14 protein-coding genes are annotated in these 17,027 nt (G+C 65.5%); all 14 read left to right on the forward strand.

The window, feature by feature from the left end; all coding sequences use genetic code 11:
• The first annotated feature begins 257 nt into the window (after window positions 1-257).
• Window positions 258-1,418, forward strand: a complete 1,161-nt coding sequence (locus B0E51_RS01455; RefSeq protein ID WP_254424356.1) for a homoserine dehydrogenase — start codon at window positions 258-260, stop codon at window positions 1,416-1,418.
• Complete coding sequence (locus B0E51_RS01460) at window positions 1,415-2,407, forward strand: homoserine kinase (RefSeq protein WP_077443039.1); 993 nt, start codon at window positions 1,415-1,417, stop codon at window positions 2,405-2,407. Before B0E51_RS01455 ends, B0E51_RS01460 begins: the two co-directional genes overlap by 4 nt.
• On the forward strand, window positions 2,404-3,720 hold the full coding sequence (gene thrC / locus B0E51_RS01465; protein WP_077443040.1) for a threonine synthase: 1,317 nt from the start codon (window positions 2,404-2,406) through the stop codon (window positions 3,718-3,720). Before B0E51_RS01460 ends, thrC begins: the two co-directional genes overlap by 4 nt.
• A 112-nt stretch (window positions 3,721-3,832) precedes the next feature.
• Complete coding sequence (locus B0E51_RS01470; protein WP_143525753.1) at window positions 3,833-5,236, forward strand: hypothetical protein; 1,404 nt, start codon at window positions 3,833-3,835, stop codon at window positions 5,234-5,236.
• 205 nt (window positions 5,237-5,441) lie between these two features.
• On the forward strand, window positions 5,442-5,579 hold the full coding sequence (locus B0E51_RS19420) for a hypothetical protein (protein ID WP_168172550.1): 138 nt from the start codon (window positions 5,442-5,444) through the stop codon (window positions 5,577-5,579).
• Between the two features lie 111 nt (window positions 5,580-5,690).
• Window positions 5,691-7,286 carry a 2-isopropylmalate synthase gene (locus B0E51_RS01475; RefSeq protein ID WP_077443042.1) on the forward strand — a complete coding sequence of 532 codons (1,596 nt, stop codon included), beginning with the start codon at window positions 5,691-5,693 and terminating at the stop codon, window positions 7,284-7,286.
• Window positions 7,287-7,303: 17 nt separating this feature from the next.
• Window positions 7,304-8,302: a branched-chain amino acid transaminase gene (locus B0E51_RS01480; protein ID WP_077443043.1), complete on the forward strand. Its 999-nt coding sequence runs from the start codon at window positions 7,304-7,306 to the stop codon at window positions 8,300-8,302.
• On the forward strand, window positions 8,299-9,711 hold the full coding sequence (gene leuC, locus B0E51_RS01485) for a 3-isopropylmalate dehydratase large subunit (protein WP_077443044.1): 1,413 nt from the start codon (window positions 8,299-8,301) through the stop codon (window positions 9,709-9,711). Before B0E51_RS01480 ends, leuC begins: the two co-directional genes overlap by 4 nt.
• A gap of 151 nt (window positions 9,712-9,862) precedes the next feature.
• On the forward strand, window positions 9,863-10,447 hold the full coding sequence (gene leuD, locus B0E51_RS01490; RefSeq protein ID WP_077443045.1) for a 3-isopropylmalate dehydratase small subunit: 585 nt from the start codon (window positions 9,863-9,865) through the stop codon (window positions 10,445-10,447).
• A gap of 148 nt (window positions 10,448-10,595) precedes the next feature.
• Window positions 10,596-11,693, forward strand: a complete 1,098-nt coding sequence (leuB, locus tag B0E51_RS01495) for a 3-isopropylmalate dehydrogenase (RefSeq protein ID WP_077443046.1) — start codon at window positions 10,596-10,598, stop codon at window positions 11,691-11,693.
• A 189-nt stretch (window positions 11,694-11,882) separates the two neighbouring features.
• Window positions 11,883-13,601 carry a dihydroxy-acid dehydratase gene (locus tag B0E51_RS01500; protein ID WP_077443047.1) on the forward strand — a complete coding sequence of 573 codons (1,719 nt, stop codon included), beginning with the start codon at window positions 11,883-11,885 and terminating at the stop codon, window positions 13,599-13,601.
• Window positions 13,598-14,614 carry a ketol-acid reductoisomerase gene (ilvC, locus tag B0E51_RS01505; RefSeq protein ID WP_077443048.1) on the forward strand — a complete coding sequence of 339 codons (1,017 nt, stop codon included), beginning with the start codon at window positions 13,598-13,600 and terminating at the stop codon, window positions 14,612-14,614. Before B0E51_RS01500 ends, ilvC begins: the two co-directional genes overlap by 4 nt.
• A 72-nt stretch (window positions 14,615-14,686) precedes the next feature.
• Entirely contained in the window at window positions 14,687-15,028 is a 342-nt protein-coding gene (locus tag B0E51_RS01510) for a hypothetical protein (RefSeq protein WP_077443049.1), read from the forward strand.
• Between the two features lie 173 nt (window positions 15,029-15,201).
• Window positions 15,202-16,995 (forward strand): biosynthetic-type acetolactate synthase large subunit, encoded by a 1,794-nt coding sequence (ilvB, locus tag B0E51_RS01515; protein ID WP_077443282.1) that lies wholly within the window; start codon window positions 15,202-15,204, stop codon window positions 16,993-16,995.
• The last annotated feature ends 32 nt before the right edge of the window (window positions 16,996-17,027 follow it).

Consider the following 17,027-nt stretch of genomic DNA (forward strand, 5'->3'; position numbering starts at 1 on the left):
CCATGTCGCCGCTTTCCATGTCAGCACGTATGCACGCTGCCCCGGTTTCCACCGGGCATCTGCTGTTGCCGGCGGGCGTCAACGCTCGTTCCATCGCCACCACGATTACGACTACCACCACGACTCGGTCGGGGTGGGTGTCCGTGCGCGAATAGGTTCTTCACTACGCAACGGCCCCGCCCTCGATGAGGCGGGCCGGTGCACTCTCACAGCACAAGCCGATCCGCCAGCGAGCACGGGCCTCACAGGAGGTCATCGTGAATGTCTGTGCACCCCAACTTGCCGCCCCGCTACCTTCGTCCAGCTTCGCCGTGCCGACTGCGCGGCGCCGGCGCGTGCTGGCGGTCGGCCTGATCGGACCCGGCCGCGTCGGCAGCGCACTGCTCGCCCAACTGCGCGCCGCCCAGCCACGCTTGCTGCGCGAGACCGGGCTGGAGCTGCAGCTGAGCGGCGTCGCCGCCAGCCGGCGGATGTGGCTGGACTGCGACGATCCCGAACTCAACCATGCCGGCCGCGACCGTCACGGCGAGCGCGCGCAGATCTGGCGGCCTGGCAATCTCGATGAATTCGCCGCGCACGTACGCGGCAACGATGGCCGCCACGCGCTGCTGATCGACTGCAGCGCCAGCGATGTCGTCGCCGGGCACTATGCCGGCTGGCTGGCTGATGGCCTCCATGTGGTGACGCCGAACAAGCTGGCCGGCAGCGGTGCACTGTCGCGCTGGCAGGCGATCCGCGCCGCCTGCGCCGACGGCATGCGCTTCCGCTACGAGGCCACCGTCTGCGCGGGCCTGCCGGTAGTGCAGACGCTGCGCGACCTGCTCGATACCGGCGACGAACTGCTCGCAGTTGAAGGCATGTTCTCCGGCACGCTGGCGTGGCTGTGCAACCGCCATGATGGCCAGCAGCCATTCTCGGCGCTGGTGCGCGAGGCGCATGCGCTGGGCTACACCGAGCCTGATCCGCGCGACGACCTGTCGGGACTCGACGTGGCGCGCAAGCTGGTGATCCTGGCGCGCGAAGCGGGCTGGCCGCTGTCGCTGGAGGAAGTCGCGGTGGAAAGTCTGGTGCCGCCCGCACTGGCGGCATTGCCACTTGAAGCCTGCATGCAGCGACTGCACGAATTGGATCCGTTGATGTCCGCGCGGCTGGCCGAGGCGCGGGCTCTCGGCGGCGTGCTGCGCTATGTCGCCAGCCTGGACCGCCACGGCCGCGCCCGCGTCAAGCTGGTCGTGCTGCCAGCGAAGCATCCGTTCGCGCATACGCGACTGACCGACAACATCGTGCAGTTCACGACACGCCGTTACTGCGACAATCCACTGTCGGTGCAAGGCCCCGGCGCCGGTCCCGAAGTGACCGCTGCCGGCGTGTTCACCGATCTGTTGCGCATTGCAGACTCGCTGGAGGTGCGCGCATGAACACCTTATTTCTGGAACCCGTCATGGCTTCACCGCGTCGCTCCAAACTTCCGCAGGTCGCCTGCGCCTTCGCACCCGCCAGTGTCGGCAACGTCGGCGTGGGTTTCGACCTGCTCGGCCACAGCGTGGCCGGTGCCGGCGATCGCGCCGAGGTACGTCGCATCGACGAGCCGGTGGTACGCATCGCGGCGATCCGCGGCTGCGTCACCGAACTGCCGACCGACCCGCGCCAGAACACCGCCGGCGTCGCCCTGCTCGCGCTGCGCAAGGCGCTCGGGCTGCAGCACGGTTTCGAGCTGGTGCTGCACAAGGGCATCGCGCTGGGTTCGGGCATGGGCGGCTCGGCCGCATCCTGCGTGGCGGCACTGGTCGCCGCGAATGCGTTGCTGGTGCAACCGCTGCCGCGCGAGTCGCTGTACGGCTTCGCGCTGGATGGCGAAGCGGTGGCCAGCGGCAGCCGGCATGGCGACAACCTTGGCTCGATGCTGCTTGGCGGCCTGGTGCTTGCCACCCACGAGCGTCTGTTGCGCATCGAGGTACCGGCCGCGTGGCATTGCGCGCTGGTGCATCCGCATGTGGTGCTGGAGACCCGCAGGGCACGGGCGGCACTGGCCGGCCACTATGAACTCGGCGAGTTTGTCGCCCAAAGCACGAATCTCGCGCTGGTGCTGGCCGGCTGCTATCGCGGCGATGCGGCGTTGGTGCGCGAAGGGCTGAAGGACGTACTGGTAGAACCGCGCCGTGCACCGCTGATCCCGAACTTTTCACGAGTAAAGCAGGCCGCGCTGGATCATCACGCACTCGGTGCCAGCATCTCCGGCGCCGGCCCCAGCGTATTCGGCTGGTACGACAATCGCCGCGACGCCGAGGCAGCTTCTGTCGCGATGCAGGCCGCCTTTGCCGAAGCCGGACTGGACAGCGATGCCTGGGTATCGCCGATCGACGGACCGTCCGCCGCCTTGATTCCCTCGCTCGAGGCGGATGCATGAGCGACGTCGAACCGCTGCGCTATCACAGCACCCACAGCGCCGGTCCCACCGTGCCGATCAGTCGGGCGATCGCCGCCGGACTGGCGCCCGATGGAGGCCTGTACGTACCTGAGGCATTGCCATCGATCGATCCTGCCGTGTTCGATCCCCATGGCTCGCTGGCCGATACCGCGACCACCTTGCTGGCGCCGTTCTTTGCCGGCGATCCGCTGGCTGACGAGTTGGCCACGATCTGCGCCGAGGCATTCACCTTCGATGCACCACTACGCACACTTCCGGCGCATCCGAACACACTGATGCTGGAGCTGTTTCACGGTCCCACTTCAGCCTTCAAGGATTTCGGAGCGCGTTTCCTCGCCGCCTGCCTGCGCCGGCTACCGCGCCACGATGCACGACCACTGACGATCCTGGTTGCCACCTCCGGCGATACGGGTGCGGCAGTCGCTGCCGCGTTCCATCACCAGCCGAATGTACGCGTGGTCATCCTGTATCCCGACGGACTGGTCTCGCCACGGCAAGCACACCAGCTCGGCTGCTTCGGCGACAACATCAGTGCGCTGCGCGTAGCCGGCCGCTTCGACGATTGCCAGCGCATGGTCAAGACGGTACTCAACGATGCGACGCTGCAGACGCAGTTGCCGCTCTCTTCGGCCAACAGCATCAGTCTCGGCCGCCTGCTGCCGCAGATGAGCTATTACGCGCACGCCGCACTAAGCTGGTGGCGGGAGCACGGCACACCGCTGAACTTCATCGTGCCCACCGGCAACCTCGGCAACGCGCTGGCCTGCCTGTGGGTGCGCGAACTGGGCCTGCCGATCGGCAGCGTGCGACTGGCCTGCAATGCCAATGCCACCCTGCGCGATTATTTTTCCGGTGCCGTTTACACGCCGCGTGAAGCCGTCGCCACACTGGCGAATGCGATGGACGTGGGCGCTCCAAGCAACTTCGAACGGCTGCGCTGGACGTTCCCGGACGAGAATCGCCTGCGCCACTTGCTGCACGCCGACAGCGTCGCCGATGCCACGATCCGTCAGACCATCGCCACCCATGCACACGAGCACGGTGAAGTCTTGTGCCCGCACACTGCCACTGCAATGCATCGGCTCGATCGTCTGCGCGACGAAGGTGACAGCTCGCCATGGGCTGTGATTGCTACCGCGCATCCGGCCAAGTTCGAGAGTGTGGTGGAACCATTGATCGGGCGGTCGTTACCGGTGCCACCCGCACTCGCCACGATGTTGGCGCGCCCGGCTTGTGCCGAACCGCTGTCCGCCAATGACACCGCGCTAAGGACCTGGCTATCAAGCCATTAGTACGACATCGGCAGATCGAACTGCTCGAAGGCTCGCCCGGTCACGCAAAACCGCGGCGGTGCATGCAAGCCCTTCTGATACCTTGCGCGATTCGGATGCATGGATGTATTCAATGAAGTTCTGCAACGGACTTGTCATTCTTGTCGGCATTGCAACAGTGCTGGCATTCGCCGGACTGATTCCGCTCGGCACCTGGCAGGATGATTTTCTTACCCTGCACAACTATCACCAGCAGGGTGGCGATTTCCTCATCGAACGTCTGCGGCACTGGAGCCCTCGGCCCTTGTCCGAGGCGCTGATCTATTTGTATGCGGTTACCGTTCACCACTACGGATTGCCGCTGATCGGTGCTTTTATCGCGCTGTTCTGGCTTGTTCTGGCGGGCGCCCTGCTGTTGCCACCCTCGCTTGGCAAACGCGGTTTTCTCACCGCCATCGCGATGCTGGCCATGCTGCTGCTCGGCCACCCGGTCACCGAGTTCTTCTATTGGCCGGACGGTGTTGCCGCCTATCTCCCGACACTGGCTGCGGCAGCCTTGTTGCTTGCACTCGACTGGGGCGGCTGGAGTGAAAGCAAAACCGGCCTGTGCTGGACGTTCATCGCACTGATGACGGCAGCCGCCAGCTCCGAAGTCGGCGCGATGTTCACGATCATCTATGTCGGGCTACTCGTCATCAGCCGCAGCGTGCAAAGCAGGCGGCAAATGACTCTCATGGTCATCCCTTTCCTGCTGTCGTCAGGGCTTCTCTGCCTCCAGTACAGCGGACGGGTATCGCAGGCCAGCGAAATCATCGGCGATCCCGCGATAGCACATCATCCGTTCGCTACCCTGCTTGCCGTCGCGAAGGATTTGCCGTTCGAGCTGCTCAAGGGCGATACGCTGCGTCACAAATACATCGGGCTGGCCGAAGGCCTGGTGATCAAGCTGCTTTTTCTCGTCGGTCTTTACCTGGCAATGTCTGCACGACGGAGTTCGCCCAACAAGCGCATGCAGCGCATGCGCCTGATCCTGGCACTGGCATTACTCGCCACAGCCATGCTGACGATGGCTGCCGCGTTCTACAACTTCGGTGCGCCTTGCTGCGAGCGGCACGACACCCTGCGGCAGAACTACATCCTTATTGCGTTGGGGTCGTTGGCCACCCTGCTGGCCGCACGATGGCCAAGCCGCCATTTCAAATATGCCGGTCCGATATTGCTGCTTGCCTTGGCGATTCCCCTGATTGCGATCCTTCCAAGGCTCGTTGCCGAGTATCGGGACTATGCCGCCATCGTTCAGGCGCGCGACGACACCTGGCGCTCGGGCCAATCCGTCGGGCCCGATATGAAATTCACGCAAACGATCCCCAACGTGACCGGAAATGTTTACATCACGCCCGATATCTACCGCCGCACTGCCAACCCCGACGCAGATCAGCGCGCGCAATGGATACTGGCTTTCTTCGACAAGCAATCCGTCGAGTTCACACCAGCCGTCAATGCTACGGACCGTAACGATGCCTACCTGATCCAGTAGTCGAAAATCACCTGCAACATACCCTTAAGTACTGTCCTCGAGCGTCATTCGATTCACACCGGACTCGCCTCTCTCCGCACGCGCCATCTGGAATGATGTTTCCATTTGGATGGATAGCCGTCTGAATCACAGAAAATCCCTTAGAAGCATTCTTCATAAACAAAACTGTTGACAGCCTGCGAAGTCATGGTTTACGGTCAGTTACATGTCGCAGCGCAACAGCCATCGCCGCATCGCCGAAAACAACCGTCTCGTGACGGTTGCCGGCTTGCTGCAGGCTCGCGGCACGCTCCTTCTTGCCCTCGTACTCGTACTCCTTATTACCAACGGAGGTGCGGGCTGAGGGCATGTGTCCAGGTAAATAAGCAAGAAACCTGAAGACTCCCAAAGAACCCCGCACCGGCAACGGCGCGGGGTTTTTTGTTGCCCTCGGCTCGCATCAGCGGAGCCAGCGATGAACCCCGAATCAGTAACAACTGCAAACGTATCCAGCAGCAGCAACGCTGCCGATGATCGTGTCCGCATCTTCGATACCACCTTGCGTGATGGCGAACAGGCGCCGGGCTTCTCGATGGACCGGCGTACAAAATTGCGCATCGCACAAGCACTGGAAGCACTTGGTGTGGATGTGCTGGAAGCGGGTTTCCCGCAGGCATCACCGGATGATTTCGCCGCAGTCGCTGAAATCGCCCGCACTCTGAAGAGCACCACGGTGTGCGCACTGGCGCGCTGCCAGAGCGGCGATATCGACAGCGCCGCACGTGCACTGGAGCAGGCGCGGCATGCGCGTATCCATGTGTTCCTGTCGACCAGCCCGCTACACCGCGAGCACAAACTGGGCATGAGCAAGGCCCAGGTGGTCGATGCCGCGGTCGCAGCCGTCGAACGTGCACGCGGCTTGTGCCACGAAGTGGAGTTCTCCGCCGAAGACGCATTGCGTACCGAACCCGAGTTCCTCGCCGAGGTGTTCAGCGCGGCGGTCGCTGCCGGCGCTACCACGCTGAATGCGCCGGATACGGTGGGCTACACCACACCGGCCGAGATCGTCGAACTGTTCACCTATCTGCGTCGGCACGTGCGCGATGCCCACAAGGTGATCTTCTCCAGCCATTGCCACGACGACCTCGGCATGGCGGTGGCCAACAGCCTGGCCGCGGTGAGCGCCGGTGCGCGCCAGGTGGAATGCACGATCAACGGCATCGGCGAGCGTGCCGGCAACGCCGCGCTGGAGGAGATCGTGATGGCGCTGAAGGTGCGCGCACCGCACTTTGGTGTGGGCACCCGCATCGACACGCGCCGGCTCTATCCCACCTCACGCCTGCTGACCCAGCTGACCGGGCAGGCGGTGCCGCGCAACAAGGCGATCGTGGGCGACAACGCGTTCGCGCACGAGTCGGGTATCCACCAGCACGGCATGCTCAAGCACCGTGGCACCTACGAAATCATGCGCCCGCAGGACGTCGGCATCGCCGAGACGAAGCTGATCATGGGCAAGCATTCCGGCCGCGCCGCCTTGCGTCAGCGCCTGGAGACCCTCGGCCACACGCCGGATGACGCGGCGCTGGACGTGATCTTCGCGCGCTTCAAGACGCTGGCCGACAAGAAACGCGAAGTGCACGACGAGGATCTGGAAGCGATCGCGCTGGGCCTGGATCCGGACGCCGCAGGTCCATGGCGGTTGGTGCAACTCAACACCAGCACGCATCTGGGCGGCAGCGCCTCGGCTTCGGTGAAGCTGCGCCATGACGACGGCCGCGAAGTCGGCGAAGCGGCGATTGGCGATGGTCCAGTCGATGCCGTGCTGCGCGCGATCGAACGCGCGACCGGCAACGCGCTGCAACTGAGCGACTTCAAGGTACGCGCCGTCAGCGAAGGTGGCGATGCCCAAGGCCACGCCCAGCTCACCGCCCGCCATGCCGCGCGCGAATGGCGCGGCCACGGCGTCAGCACCGACATCGTCGAAGCGACCGCGCAGGCCGCGCTGGCCATCGTCAACCGCATCGAACGACAGGCACCGGCTGCACCGCCGATCGCCGTCGCCAACCTGTAATCACCCAGGAAGCTTCCATGAGCAACACGCCCTTCCTCTGGCACAACGGCCGCATCAAACTCTGGGCCGACGCCAGCGTCCATGTCAGCACGCACGCCTTGCACTACGGCTCCTCGGTGTTCGAGGGCGAGCGTGTGTACGCCACGCCACAAGGTCCGGCGTATTTCCGGCTGGCCGAGCACACGCATCGGCTGTTCGAATCGGCGGCGATCTACGAGATCGATATCGGCTACAGCGAGGACGAGATCAACGCCGCTTGCATCGAGCTGATCCGCGCCAATGCAATGCGCTCGGCCTATGTGCGACCGATCGTGTTCCGCGGCGCCGGTGGCCTGGGCGTGTTGCCGAAGGATGGCGCGCCAGTCGAAGTGGCAATCATGGCGCTGGATTGGGGTGCCTATCTGGGCGATGCGGTGGAAAAAGGCGCGGACGTCTGCGTGTCCTCGTGGCACCGCCCCGCACCGAACACCTTGCCGAGCTGGGCCAAGGCCGGCGGCAACTACCTCAACAGCCAGCTGATCGGGCTGGAAGCGCGCCGCGGCGGTTACGACGAAGGCATCGCGCTGGGCCACAACGGGCTGCTCAGCGAAGGCGCCGGCGAAAATCTGTTCCTGGTCAAGCGCGGCAAGCTGCTCACTCCGCCGTCCAGCGCCGGCATCCTCGCCGGCATCATCCGCGACAGCGTGCTCATGCTGGCCGCCGATCTCGGCGTCACGGTGGAAGAGCGCGACCTGCCGCGCGAGGCGCTGTACACCGCCGACGAAGTGTTCATGACCGGCACCGCCGCCGAGATCACGCCGGTGCGCTCGGTCGATCGCAAGGTCGTCGGCGCAGTTATGCCCGGCCCGATCACCAAGCAACTGCAGCAGGCGTTCTTCGGCCTGTTCGATGGCCGCACCGAAGATCGCTGGAACTGGCTGAGTTTCGTCAATGCGGGCGTCCCTGACCGCAAGCCACTGCTTGCTGATTCCGGCGCTCACGGACGAGCGCACAAACAAATGGAGATTTCGGCGTGACCGCAAAGACACTCTTCGAGAAAGCTTGGAACGCACACGTCGTCGTGCCCGAAACCGTCGACACGCCGGCGGTGCTCTACGTCGACCTGCATCTGTTGCATGAGGTGACCTCGCCGCAAGCGTTCAGCGAACTGCGCGAACGCGGCCTGCAGCTGCGTCGCCCGGATCGCATGCTGGCTACGCTGGACCACTCCACTCCGACCTTGCCGACGAACGCCGACGGCACGCGCCCCTACGCGAATGCCGAGGCGCAGGCGCAGGTGACCCAGCTGGAAACCAATTGCCGCGAGTTCGGTGTCGAGCTGTACGGCTGGGACAGTGCCGACCGCGGCATCGTGCACGTGATCGGCCCGGAGCTGGGCGCCACCCAGCCGGGCATGACGATCGTCTGCGGTGACAGCCACACCTCCACCCACGGCGCATTCGGCGCGCTGGCGTTCGGCATCGGCACCACCGAAGTCGGCCACGTGATGGCTACGCAGTGCCTGCTGCAACGCAAGCCGAAGACAATGGCGATTCATGTGGATGGCCAGTTGGCCGCCGGCATCAGTGCAAAGGATCTGATTCTGCACATCATCGGCACCATCGGCGTCGATGGCGGCACCGGCTACGTGCTGGAGTACCGAGGCGCAGCGATCGAAGCGCTGTCGATGGACGAGCGCATGACCGTCTGCAACATGTCGATCGAGGCGGGCGCGCGTGCTGGACTGATCGCGCCGGACGACACCACGTTCGCATGGCTGAAGGGGCGCCCACGCACACCGCAGGGCCCCGCGTGGGATGCCGCCGTGACGACGTGGCGCGCGCTGCGCAGCGACGACGGTGCAGCCTATGACCGCGAAGTGCGCATCGACGCCAGCGCGGTGAAACCGACGGTCACCTACGGCACCCATCCGGGCATGGCGATCGCGATGGATGCGCCGGTGCCGGCCGCGACCAATGCGCAGGAACATCGCGCGCTCGACTACATGCAGAGCAAGCCCGGCCAGCCGATGCAGGGCACGCCGGTCGACGTGGTGTTCGTCGGCAGCTGCACCAACTCGCGCCTGTCCGATCTGCGCGAAGCCGCCAACGTGATGCGTGGCCGTCGCGTCGCAGACGGCGTGCGCATGCTGGTGGTGCCGGGTTCCGAAGCGGTGCGTCGCGATGCCGAGCGCGAAGGCCTGCACCAGGTGTTCACCGCCGCCGGCGCCGAGTGGCGCGTGCCGGGCTGCTCGATGTGCATCGCGATGAACGGCGACCTGGCCCAGCCGGGCCAGCTGGTGGTGAGCACCTCCAACCGCAACTTCGAAGGCCGCCAGGGCAAGGGCGCGCGCACCGTGCTGGCCAGCCCGGCCACCGCCGCCGCGTCTGCACTGGCTGGGCGCATTGCTGATCCGCGCGATTACCTGGTGGAGGTGGCGGCATGAACGCGACGCCTTTCGCTTTGCTCCCTCCCCTGCCTGCAGGGGAGGGTTGGGGTGGGGTGCTCTTTGCCTCGGACTCCAGAGCTTTACCCCCTCCCAACCTCCCCCTGCAATCAGGGGGAGGAGCCAAGGCTGCTGCTTCGAGGAGATCCGCATGAAGCCCATCACCCGCATCCACTCGTGCACTGCCGTGCTGGCCGACGAGAACATCGACACCGACCGCATCATCCCGGCGCGCTTCCTCACCACCACCACCCGCGAAGGGTTGGGCAAGCTGTGCTTCCACGACTGGCGTTATCAGGCCGATGGCAGCGACAACCCAACGTTTCCGCTGAACCAGCCGCAGGCGCAGGGCTGCTCAATCGTCGTCGCCGGACGCAACTTCGGCTGCGGCTCCTCGCGCGAGCACGCGCCATGGGCACTCCTCGACTACGGCGTGCAGGCGGTGCTGTGCAGCGAGATCGCAGACATCTTCCGCGGCAACGCGTTGAAGAACGGCCTGCTGGCGATCGTCATCGATGAACTGGAACACCGCTGGCTGCTCAAGCATCCCGGCATCGAACTGGTGATCGACGTGCGTGAACAGTTCATCGCGCTGCCCGACGGCGGCCGCATTCCGTTCCGGCTGGAACCATTCGCGCGGCACTGCCTGCTCAACGGTGTCGACCAGCTTGGCTACCTGCTGCAACACGCCGACACGATCAGCCAGTACGAACAGCGCATGGAGGCTGCAGCATGAATCGCACTCTCCCTACCCGTCACCCCAGCGAACGCTGGGGTCCAGCGCCTTCGGCCCAGCACACGTCACTGGATCCCAGCGTTCGCTGGGATGACGTGAGGCTTGGTCAAGCTCTACTCCCATCCATCCACATTGCGGAAGCAAATACATGAAAGCCCATATCGTCACGCTGCCCGGCGACGGCGTCGGCCCCGAGGTCACCGCTGCCGCGGTCGCCGTACTGAAGACAGTCGCTGCCCGCTACGAGCATGAGTTCACTTTCGATGAGCAGTTGATCGGCGGCGCCGCGATCGACGCCACCGGCGCGCCGCTGCCGGCCGAATCGCTGGCCGCATGCCAATCCGCCGATGCCGTGCTGCTCGGTGCCGTCGGTGGACCGAAGTGGTCCGACCCGAACGCATCGGTTCGCCCCGAACAGGGACTGCTGGCGCTGCGTGCCGCGCTGGGTGTCTACGCGAACCTGCGCCCGCTGCAAGTGCATCCGGCGCTGGCCGACCTGTCGCCACTGAAGAACGAGAAACTGGAGAACGTCGACGTACTGTTCGTGCGCGAGCTGACCGGCGGTGCGTACTTCGGTGCAAAAACCCGCACGGCCGATACCGCTACCGACGAATGCAAATACACCGTCGCCGAAGTCGAGCGCGTGGTGCGTCGCGCCTTCGAGCTGGCGCGCGGCCGTCGTCATCACGTCACCTCGGTGGACAAGGCGAACGTACTGGAAACCTCGCGCCTGTGGCGCAGTACCGTGCAGCGCGTCGCCGCCGACTATCCCGACGTGAAGGTCGAGCACCAGCTGGTCGACTCGATGGCGATGCTGTTGCTGACCCAGCCGAATCGCTACGACGTGGTGGTCACCGAGAACCTGTTCGGCGACATCCTCACCGACGAGGCCGCTGCGCTGGCCGGTTCGCTCGGCTTGCTTCCGTCGGCGTCGCTGGGTGAGGGCAAGGCTGGCCTGTACGAACCGATCCACGGATCGGCGCCAGATATCGCCGGCCACGGAGTGGCCAATCCGGTCGGCGCGATCCTTTCTGCCGCACTGCTGTTGCGTCATTCGCTGGGGTTGGAAGCCGAAGCAGTGGCCATCGAAACGGCCGTCGACCAAGTACTGCGCCATGGCCCGCACACCCGCGACATCGGCGGCAGCGCTGGCACCGCGGCGGTGTGCGATGCCGTGCTGACCGCGATCGAGGAGTACGCCGACAACGCCGCCGCGTTCTTCTGCGGAGCACGCGCATGCGGCTGATGCAGTCCCCTGGCGCCCATCAACACTTTCCCAACGGCCACATGGACGTGTCCGTATTTTCTGCCGTCCCCTGCGTGCTTCCGGCACCGGATGCCCTCCGTGCGTTCCCAAGGCGCACGTTCCCGTCCGCGTCGCCAACTCCCTTTGCACGCAGGGGACGCTTTTTCTTGTCAATCCAACGGAACATCCATGCGCAGTGACCTGATCAAGAGCGGCCCCGACCGCGCCCCTGCCCGCGCGATGCTGCGCGCCACCGGACTGGACGACGCGGCGATTGCCCGACCGCTGGTGGCAGTGGTGCACACCTGGTCGAACGTAAGCCCATGCAACCTCAACCTGCGCGAGCTGGCGGTCGAAGCCGCCGCCGGCATCCGTGCCGCCGGTGGCACGCCGATCGAATTCAACACGATCGCCGTGACCGACGGCATCGCGATGGGTACGCCGGGCATGCGTGCCTCGCTGATCAGCCGCGAGGTAATCACCGACTCGATCGAGCTGGCGGTGGATGGCCACTGCCTCGACGCGATGGTGGTGTTGTGCGGCTGCGACAAGACCATTCCCGCCGCCGCGATGGCGCTGGCGCGTCTGAACATCCCCGGCGTCGCGCTGTACGGCGGCAGCATCGCGCACGGCACGCACGACAATCATCCGATCACCATCCAGCAGGTATTCGAGGCGGTCGGCGCGCACGGTGCCGGCAAGATCGACGACGCTGAACTCGCCTCCGTCGAGCGCGATGCCTGCCCCGGTGCCGGCGCCTGCGGCGGCCAGTTCACCGCCAACACAATGGCGATGGTGCTGACCACGCTGGGCCTGTCGCCGATGGGCTACAACGACATCCCCGCCACGCATCCAGCCAAGGGCGCTGCCGCTTATCGTTGCGGTGAGCTGGTGATGGAATGCCTGAAGGTCGAGCGCACGCCACGCGACATGCTGACGCGTACCTCGTTCCGCAACGCCGCCCGCATGGTCGCCGCTACCGCCGGCTCCACCAACGCGGTGCTGCACCTGCTGGCGATCGCACGCGAGGCCGGCGTCGAGTGGGCGCTGGAAGATTTCGAGCCCGCCTCGGTGCACACGCCGGTGATCGCCGACCTGCTGCCAGCTGGTCGCTATACCGCAGTCGAACTGTTCGGCGCCGGCGGCAGCGCGCGGGTGGCACAGGAGCTGATCGCCGCCGGCATGCTGGACGATGCACCCACCGTCACGGGTCGCAGCCTGTTCGCCGAAGCGGCGGCCGCACCACGCGCCGAGACACAGGACGTGGTGCATCCAGTCACCGAGCCGCTGAAACCGCGCGGCGGCTACTCGATCCTGTACGGCAACCTCGCGCCGGAAGGCTGCATCCTCAAAATTCCTGGCAAGGGCGGCGCCGGCAATAACGGCCACTTCGAAGGCAGCGCGCGCGTGTTCGAGAGTGAGGAAGAGGCGTTCGCCGCCGTGCAGGGCGACCGCATCCACGCCGGCGACGTCATCGTGATCCGCAACGAAGGTCCCGCCGGCGGTCCCGGCATGCGCGAGATGCTCGGCGTCACCGCGGCCCTGGTCGGTCGCGGCCTCGGTAACGACGTGGCGCTGATCACCGACGGTCGTTTCTCCGGCGCCACCCACGGTTTCATGGTCGGCCACATCGCACCCGAAGCGGTGCGTGGCGGCCCGATCGCGCTGCTGCGCGAGGGCGACCGCGTGGTGATCGATGCCGAACACCGCGAGCTGCGTACGACGGCCGATCTGGCCAGTCGCCGCGCCAGCTGGCAGCCGCCCAAACCAAAAGTCACCCAGGGCGCACTGGCCAAGTACGCGCGTCTGGTCGGCTCCGCTTCCGACGGCGCCACCACCCAGTTGCCTACCGCGATCGCACCATCCAAGCACACCCACACCGAAACCACCGAAGGAGTTGCCGCATGAGTACCGCCCCCACCAACCCACTCGCCAAATCCCGCATCGCCGTACTCGGCTACGGCAGCCAAGGCCGCGCGCACGCGCTGAACCTGCGCGACTCCGGCCTCGATGTCGTGGTCGGCCTGCGCCCCGGTGGCCCGACCTGGAAACGCGCCGAGGCGGATGGCTTCGCCGTGGTCGAACCCGCCAACGCCGTGCGTGGCGCCGACCTGGTCGCCGTGCTGACCCCGGACATGGTGCAGCCCACCCTTTACAAGGAAGTGATTGAGCCGAACATCAAGCCGGGCGCCGCGCTGTTGTTCGCGCACGGCTTCAACGTGCACTTCAAGCAGATCACCCCGCGCGCCGACATCGACGTGATTCTGGTCGCGCCGAAGGGCCCCGGCGCGCTGGTGCGCAGCGAGTATGAGCGTGGCCGTGGTGTGCCGTGCATCTGGGCGGTGCACCAGGACGTCAGCGGCCACGCCGAGGCGAAGACCAAGGGCTACGCCGACGGCATCGGTGGCGGCCGCGCGATGATCATCAAGACCGACTTCAAGGAAGAGACCGAAACCGACCTGTTCGGTGAGCAGGCCGTGCTGTGCGGCGGTGCCAGCGAGCTGGTGATCAAGGGTTTCGAGACCCTGGTCGAAGCCGGCTATCAGCCGGAGATCGCCTACTACGAAGTGATGCACGAGCTGAAGCTGATCGTCGACCTGTTCTACGAAGGTGGCCTCAAGCGGATGCTGGAATTCGTCTCCGAGACCGCGCAGTACGGCGACTACGTCAGCGGTCCGCGCGTGGTCGACGCCGGCACCAAGGCGCGGATGAAGGAAGTCCTCACCGACATCCAGGACGGCACTTTCGCGCGCAACTGGACGGCCGAATACAAGGCCGGCCTACCGAACTACAAGCGCCTGAAGCAGGCCGATCTCGATCATCCGATCGAAGTCGTCGGCGCCAAGCTGCGCGCGCAGATGCCGTGGCTGCAGCCATCCGCTGCCAAGGCCGAAGCCGCACCACTGAAGAAGGTCGGCTGACAGCCAGCCACAGGCTGCCCGCCAGTCGTGGCGGGCAGCCTTACTCCATTGCATTGAACGAGGAGGTTACCCGTGAAACGTTTCCATATCGCCCTGGCCGTCGCCGACCTGGAGGCCTCGATCGCCGACTACAGCGCTCGACTCGGCCAGCCACCGCAAGCGGTGGTCGCGGGTACTTACGCGATGTGGCGCACCGACCTGCTCAACTTCTCGATCAACCGGCAGCCCGAACGCGCCGGCCAGCTGCGGCATGTGGGCTTCGAGGACGACGAGGCCCGTGGGTTCACCAGCGACGCCGACATCAACGGCATCGCGTGGGAGAACTTCTCGGCCCTCGCGCAGGACTTGCGCATCGTGTCGATCTACGGCGCGCCGGCACGATCGGCCACCGAAGACGAATTGATCCGCAACTAGACGCTTCCGGCATCGGCCTGGTGCGACTCCGCTCGCTACGTCCGCCGCCCGAATCTCCGTCAAGCCGCCGGCACCCCCGGCGCATCCAGGGAACCATTGTGACGACGCAATTGCTGACAGCCGACACCGCACCGCCGATCACCGCCAGCCACCATCCGCTTGCCGGCCACGCGATGAGTGGCGCCGACGTGATCGTGCAGGTATTCGCCGACCAAGGCGTCGAGGTGATGTTCGGCTATTCCGGCGGCGCCATCCTGCCGGTATACGACGCCGTATTCCGCTACAACGCGACCCACCTGAAGGACAACGGCGACGAGCCGATGCCGCTGATCGTGCCGGCCAACGAACAGGGCGCGGGCTTCATGGCTGCGGGCTATGCGCGCGCCTCCGGCAAGGTCGGCGTGGCGGTGGTCACCTCCGGCCCCGGCGCCACCAACATGGTCACGCCGGTGCGCGACTCGATGGCCGACTCGATCCCGCTGGTGGTGATCTGCGGCCAGGTGAGCACCGTGGCGATCGGCAGTGATGCGTTCCAGGAGGCACCGATCAGCAACATCATGGGTGCCTGCGCCAAGCATGTGTTCCTGGTCACCGATGCAATGCAGCTGGAAGCGACCCTGCGCACCGCGTTCACCCTCGCCCGCAGCGGTCGCCCCGGACCGGTGGTAGTGGATGTACCGAAGGACGTGCAGAACACCGCGTTGAAGTTTCATGGCACCGGCGAGCTGGCGCTGACCGGTTACCGCGCGCGTCTGCGCGCGGTGGAACAGTCGGCGCTGAGCGATGCCGACTGCGCCGCCTTCTTCACGGCATTGATGCAGGCAAAGCGTCCACTGATCTACGCCGGCGGTGGCGTGATCGCAGCCAGTGCGGCAACGGCATTGCGTGCATTCGTCGATACGTTCGGGCTGCCGGTGACCACCACGTTGATGGGCTTGGGCGGGTTCGACACCACCGATCCATTGGCACTGCACATGCTCGGCATGCACGGCACCGCGTATGCGAATTACGCGGTGGAGGATTGCGACTTCGTGCTGGCGCTGGGCGCGCGCTTCGACGACCGCGTGGCCGGCGTGCCGGACAAGTTCGCACCGCACGCGAAGTTCATCGCACACATCGATATCGATCCGGCCGAGATCGGCAAGGTGAAATCGGTGCACTGGCATCATGTCGGGCCGCTGGTACGCGCGCTGGAGCGCCTGACCAGTTACGGCCGCGCGCACGGGTTGCGGCCCTCGCTCGATGCCTGGCATACGCACGTGGTCGAACTGAAGCGCGTACATGCGCTGAACTATGACCGCAGCAGTGCGCTGATCCAGCCCTACGCCGTGCTGGAAGCGATCAACCGGTATACCGATGGCCGCGCGATCATCAGTACCGGCGTAGGTCAGCACCAAATGTGGGCGGCGCAATACTTCGATTTCCGCGCACCGCGGCATTGGCTCACTTCCGGCTCGATGGGCACGATGGGTTTCGGACTGCCGGCGGCGGTTGGCGCGCAGTTCGCGCGACCGGACGCACTGGTGATCGACATTGATGGCGATGCCAGCATCCGCATGAACATCGGCGAGCTGGAAACCGTCACCACCTACAACCTGCCGATCAAGGTGGTGGTGCTCAACAACGTCGGCGACGGCATGGTGCGGCAGTGGCAGAAGCTGTACTTCAAGGGCCGCTTCGCCGCCTCCGACAAGAGCCTGCACAAGAAGGACTTCGTGCTTGCCGCCCAGGCCGACGGCTTCGCCTGGGCGCAGCGGCTGGAGCGCACGGAGGATCTGGAGGCGACGATCGCCGCGTTCCTCGCCTTCGATGGCCCGGCGTTTCTGGAAGTGATGATCGATCCGGATGCCGGCGTGTATCCGATGGTCGGCCCCGGCGCCAGCTACGCGCAGATGATCACCGGCGACTTCATTACCTCACGCGAAGCGCCCGCCGTGCAGGAGGCGGAGCCGTCACACATGTTTTGAGCGGGCCATTTTGATCGTCGTTCCGGCGAAAG

The organism is Rhodanobacter sp. C05 (genome assembly GCF_002001165.1).
GTDB lineage: Bacteria > Pseudomonadota > Gammaproteobacteria > Xanthomonadales > Rhodanobacteraceae > Rhodanobacter.

Coding starts and splice junctions, on each gene's coding strand:
- B0E51_RS01460 (WP_077443039.1), top strand. CDS start 1,415: ATGAACACCTTATTTCTGGAACCCGTCATGGCTTCACCGCGTCGCTCC.
- thrC (WP_077443040.1), top strand. CDS start 2,404: ATGAGCGACGTCGAACCGCTGCGCTATCACAGCACCCACAGCGCCGGT.
- B0E51_RS01470 (WP_143525753.1), top strand. CDS start 3,833: ATGAAGTTCTGCAACGGACTTGTCATTCTTGTCGGCATTGCAACAGTG.
- B0E51_RS19420 (WP_168172550.1), top strand. CDS start 5,442: ATGTCGCAGCGCAACAGCCATCGCCGCATCGCCGAAAACAACCGTCTC.
- B0E51_RS01475 (WP_077443042.1), top strand. CDS start 5,691: ATGAACCCCGAATCAGTAACAACTGCAAACGTATCCAGCAGCAGCAAC.
- B0E51_RS01480 (WP_077443043.1), top strand. CDS start 7,304: ATGAGCAACACGCCCTTCCTCTGGCACAACGGCCGCATCAAACTCTGG.
- leuD (WP_077443045.1), top strand. CDS start 9,863: ATGAAGCCCATCACCCGCATCCACTCGTGCACTGCCGTGCTGGCCGAC.
- leuB (WP_077443046.1), top strand. CDS start 10,596: ATGAAAGCCCATATCGTCACGCTGCCCGGCGACGGCGTCGGCCCCGAG.
- B0E51_RS01500 (WP_077443047.1), top strand. CDS start 11,883: ATGCGCAGTGACCTGATCAAGAGCGGCCCCGACCGCGCCCCTGCCCGC.
- ilvC (WP_077443048.1), top strand. CDS start 13,598: ATGAGTACCGCCCCCACCAACCCACTCGCCAAATCCCGCATCGCCGTA.
- ilvB (WP_077443282.1), top strand. CDS start 15,202: ATGAGTGGCGCCGACGTGATCGTGCAGGTATTCGCCGACCAAGGCGTC.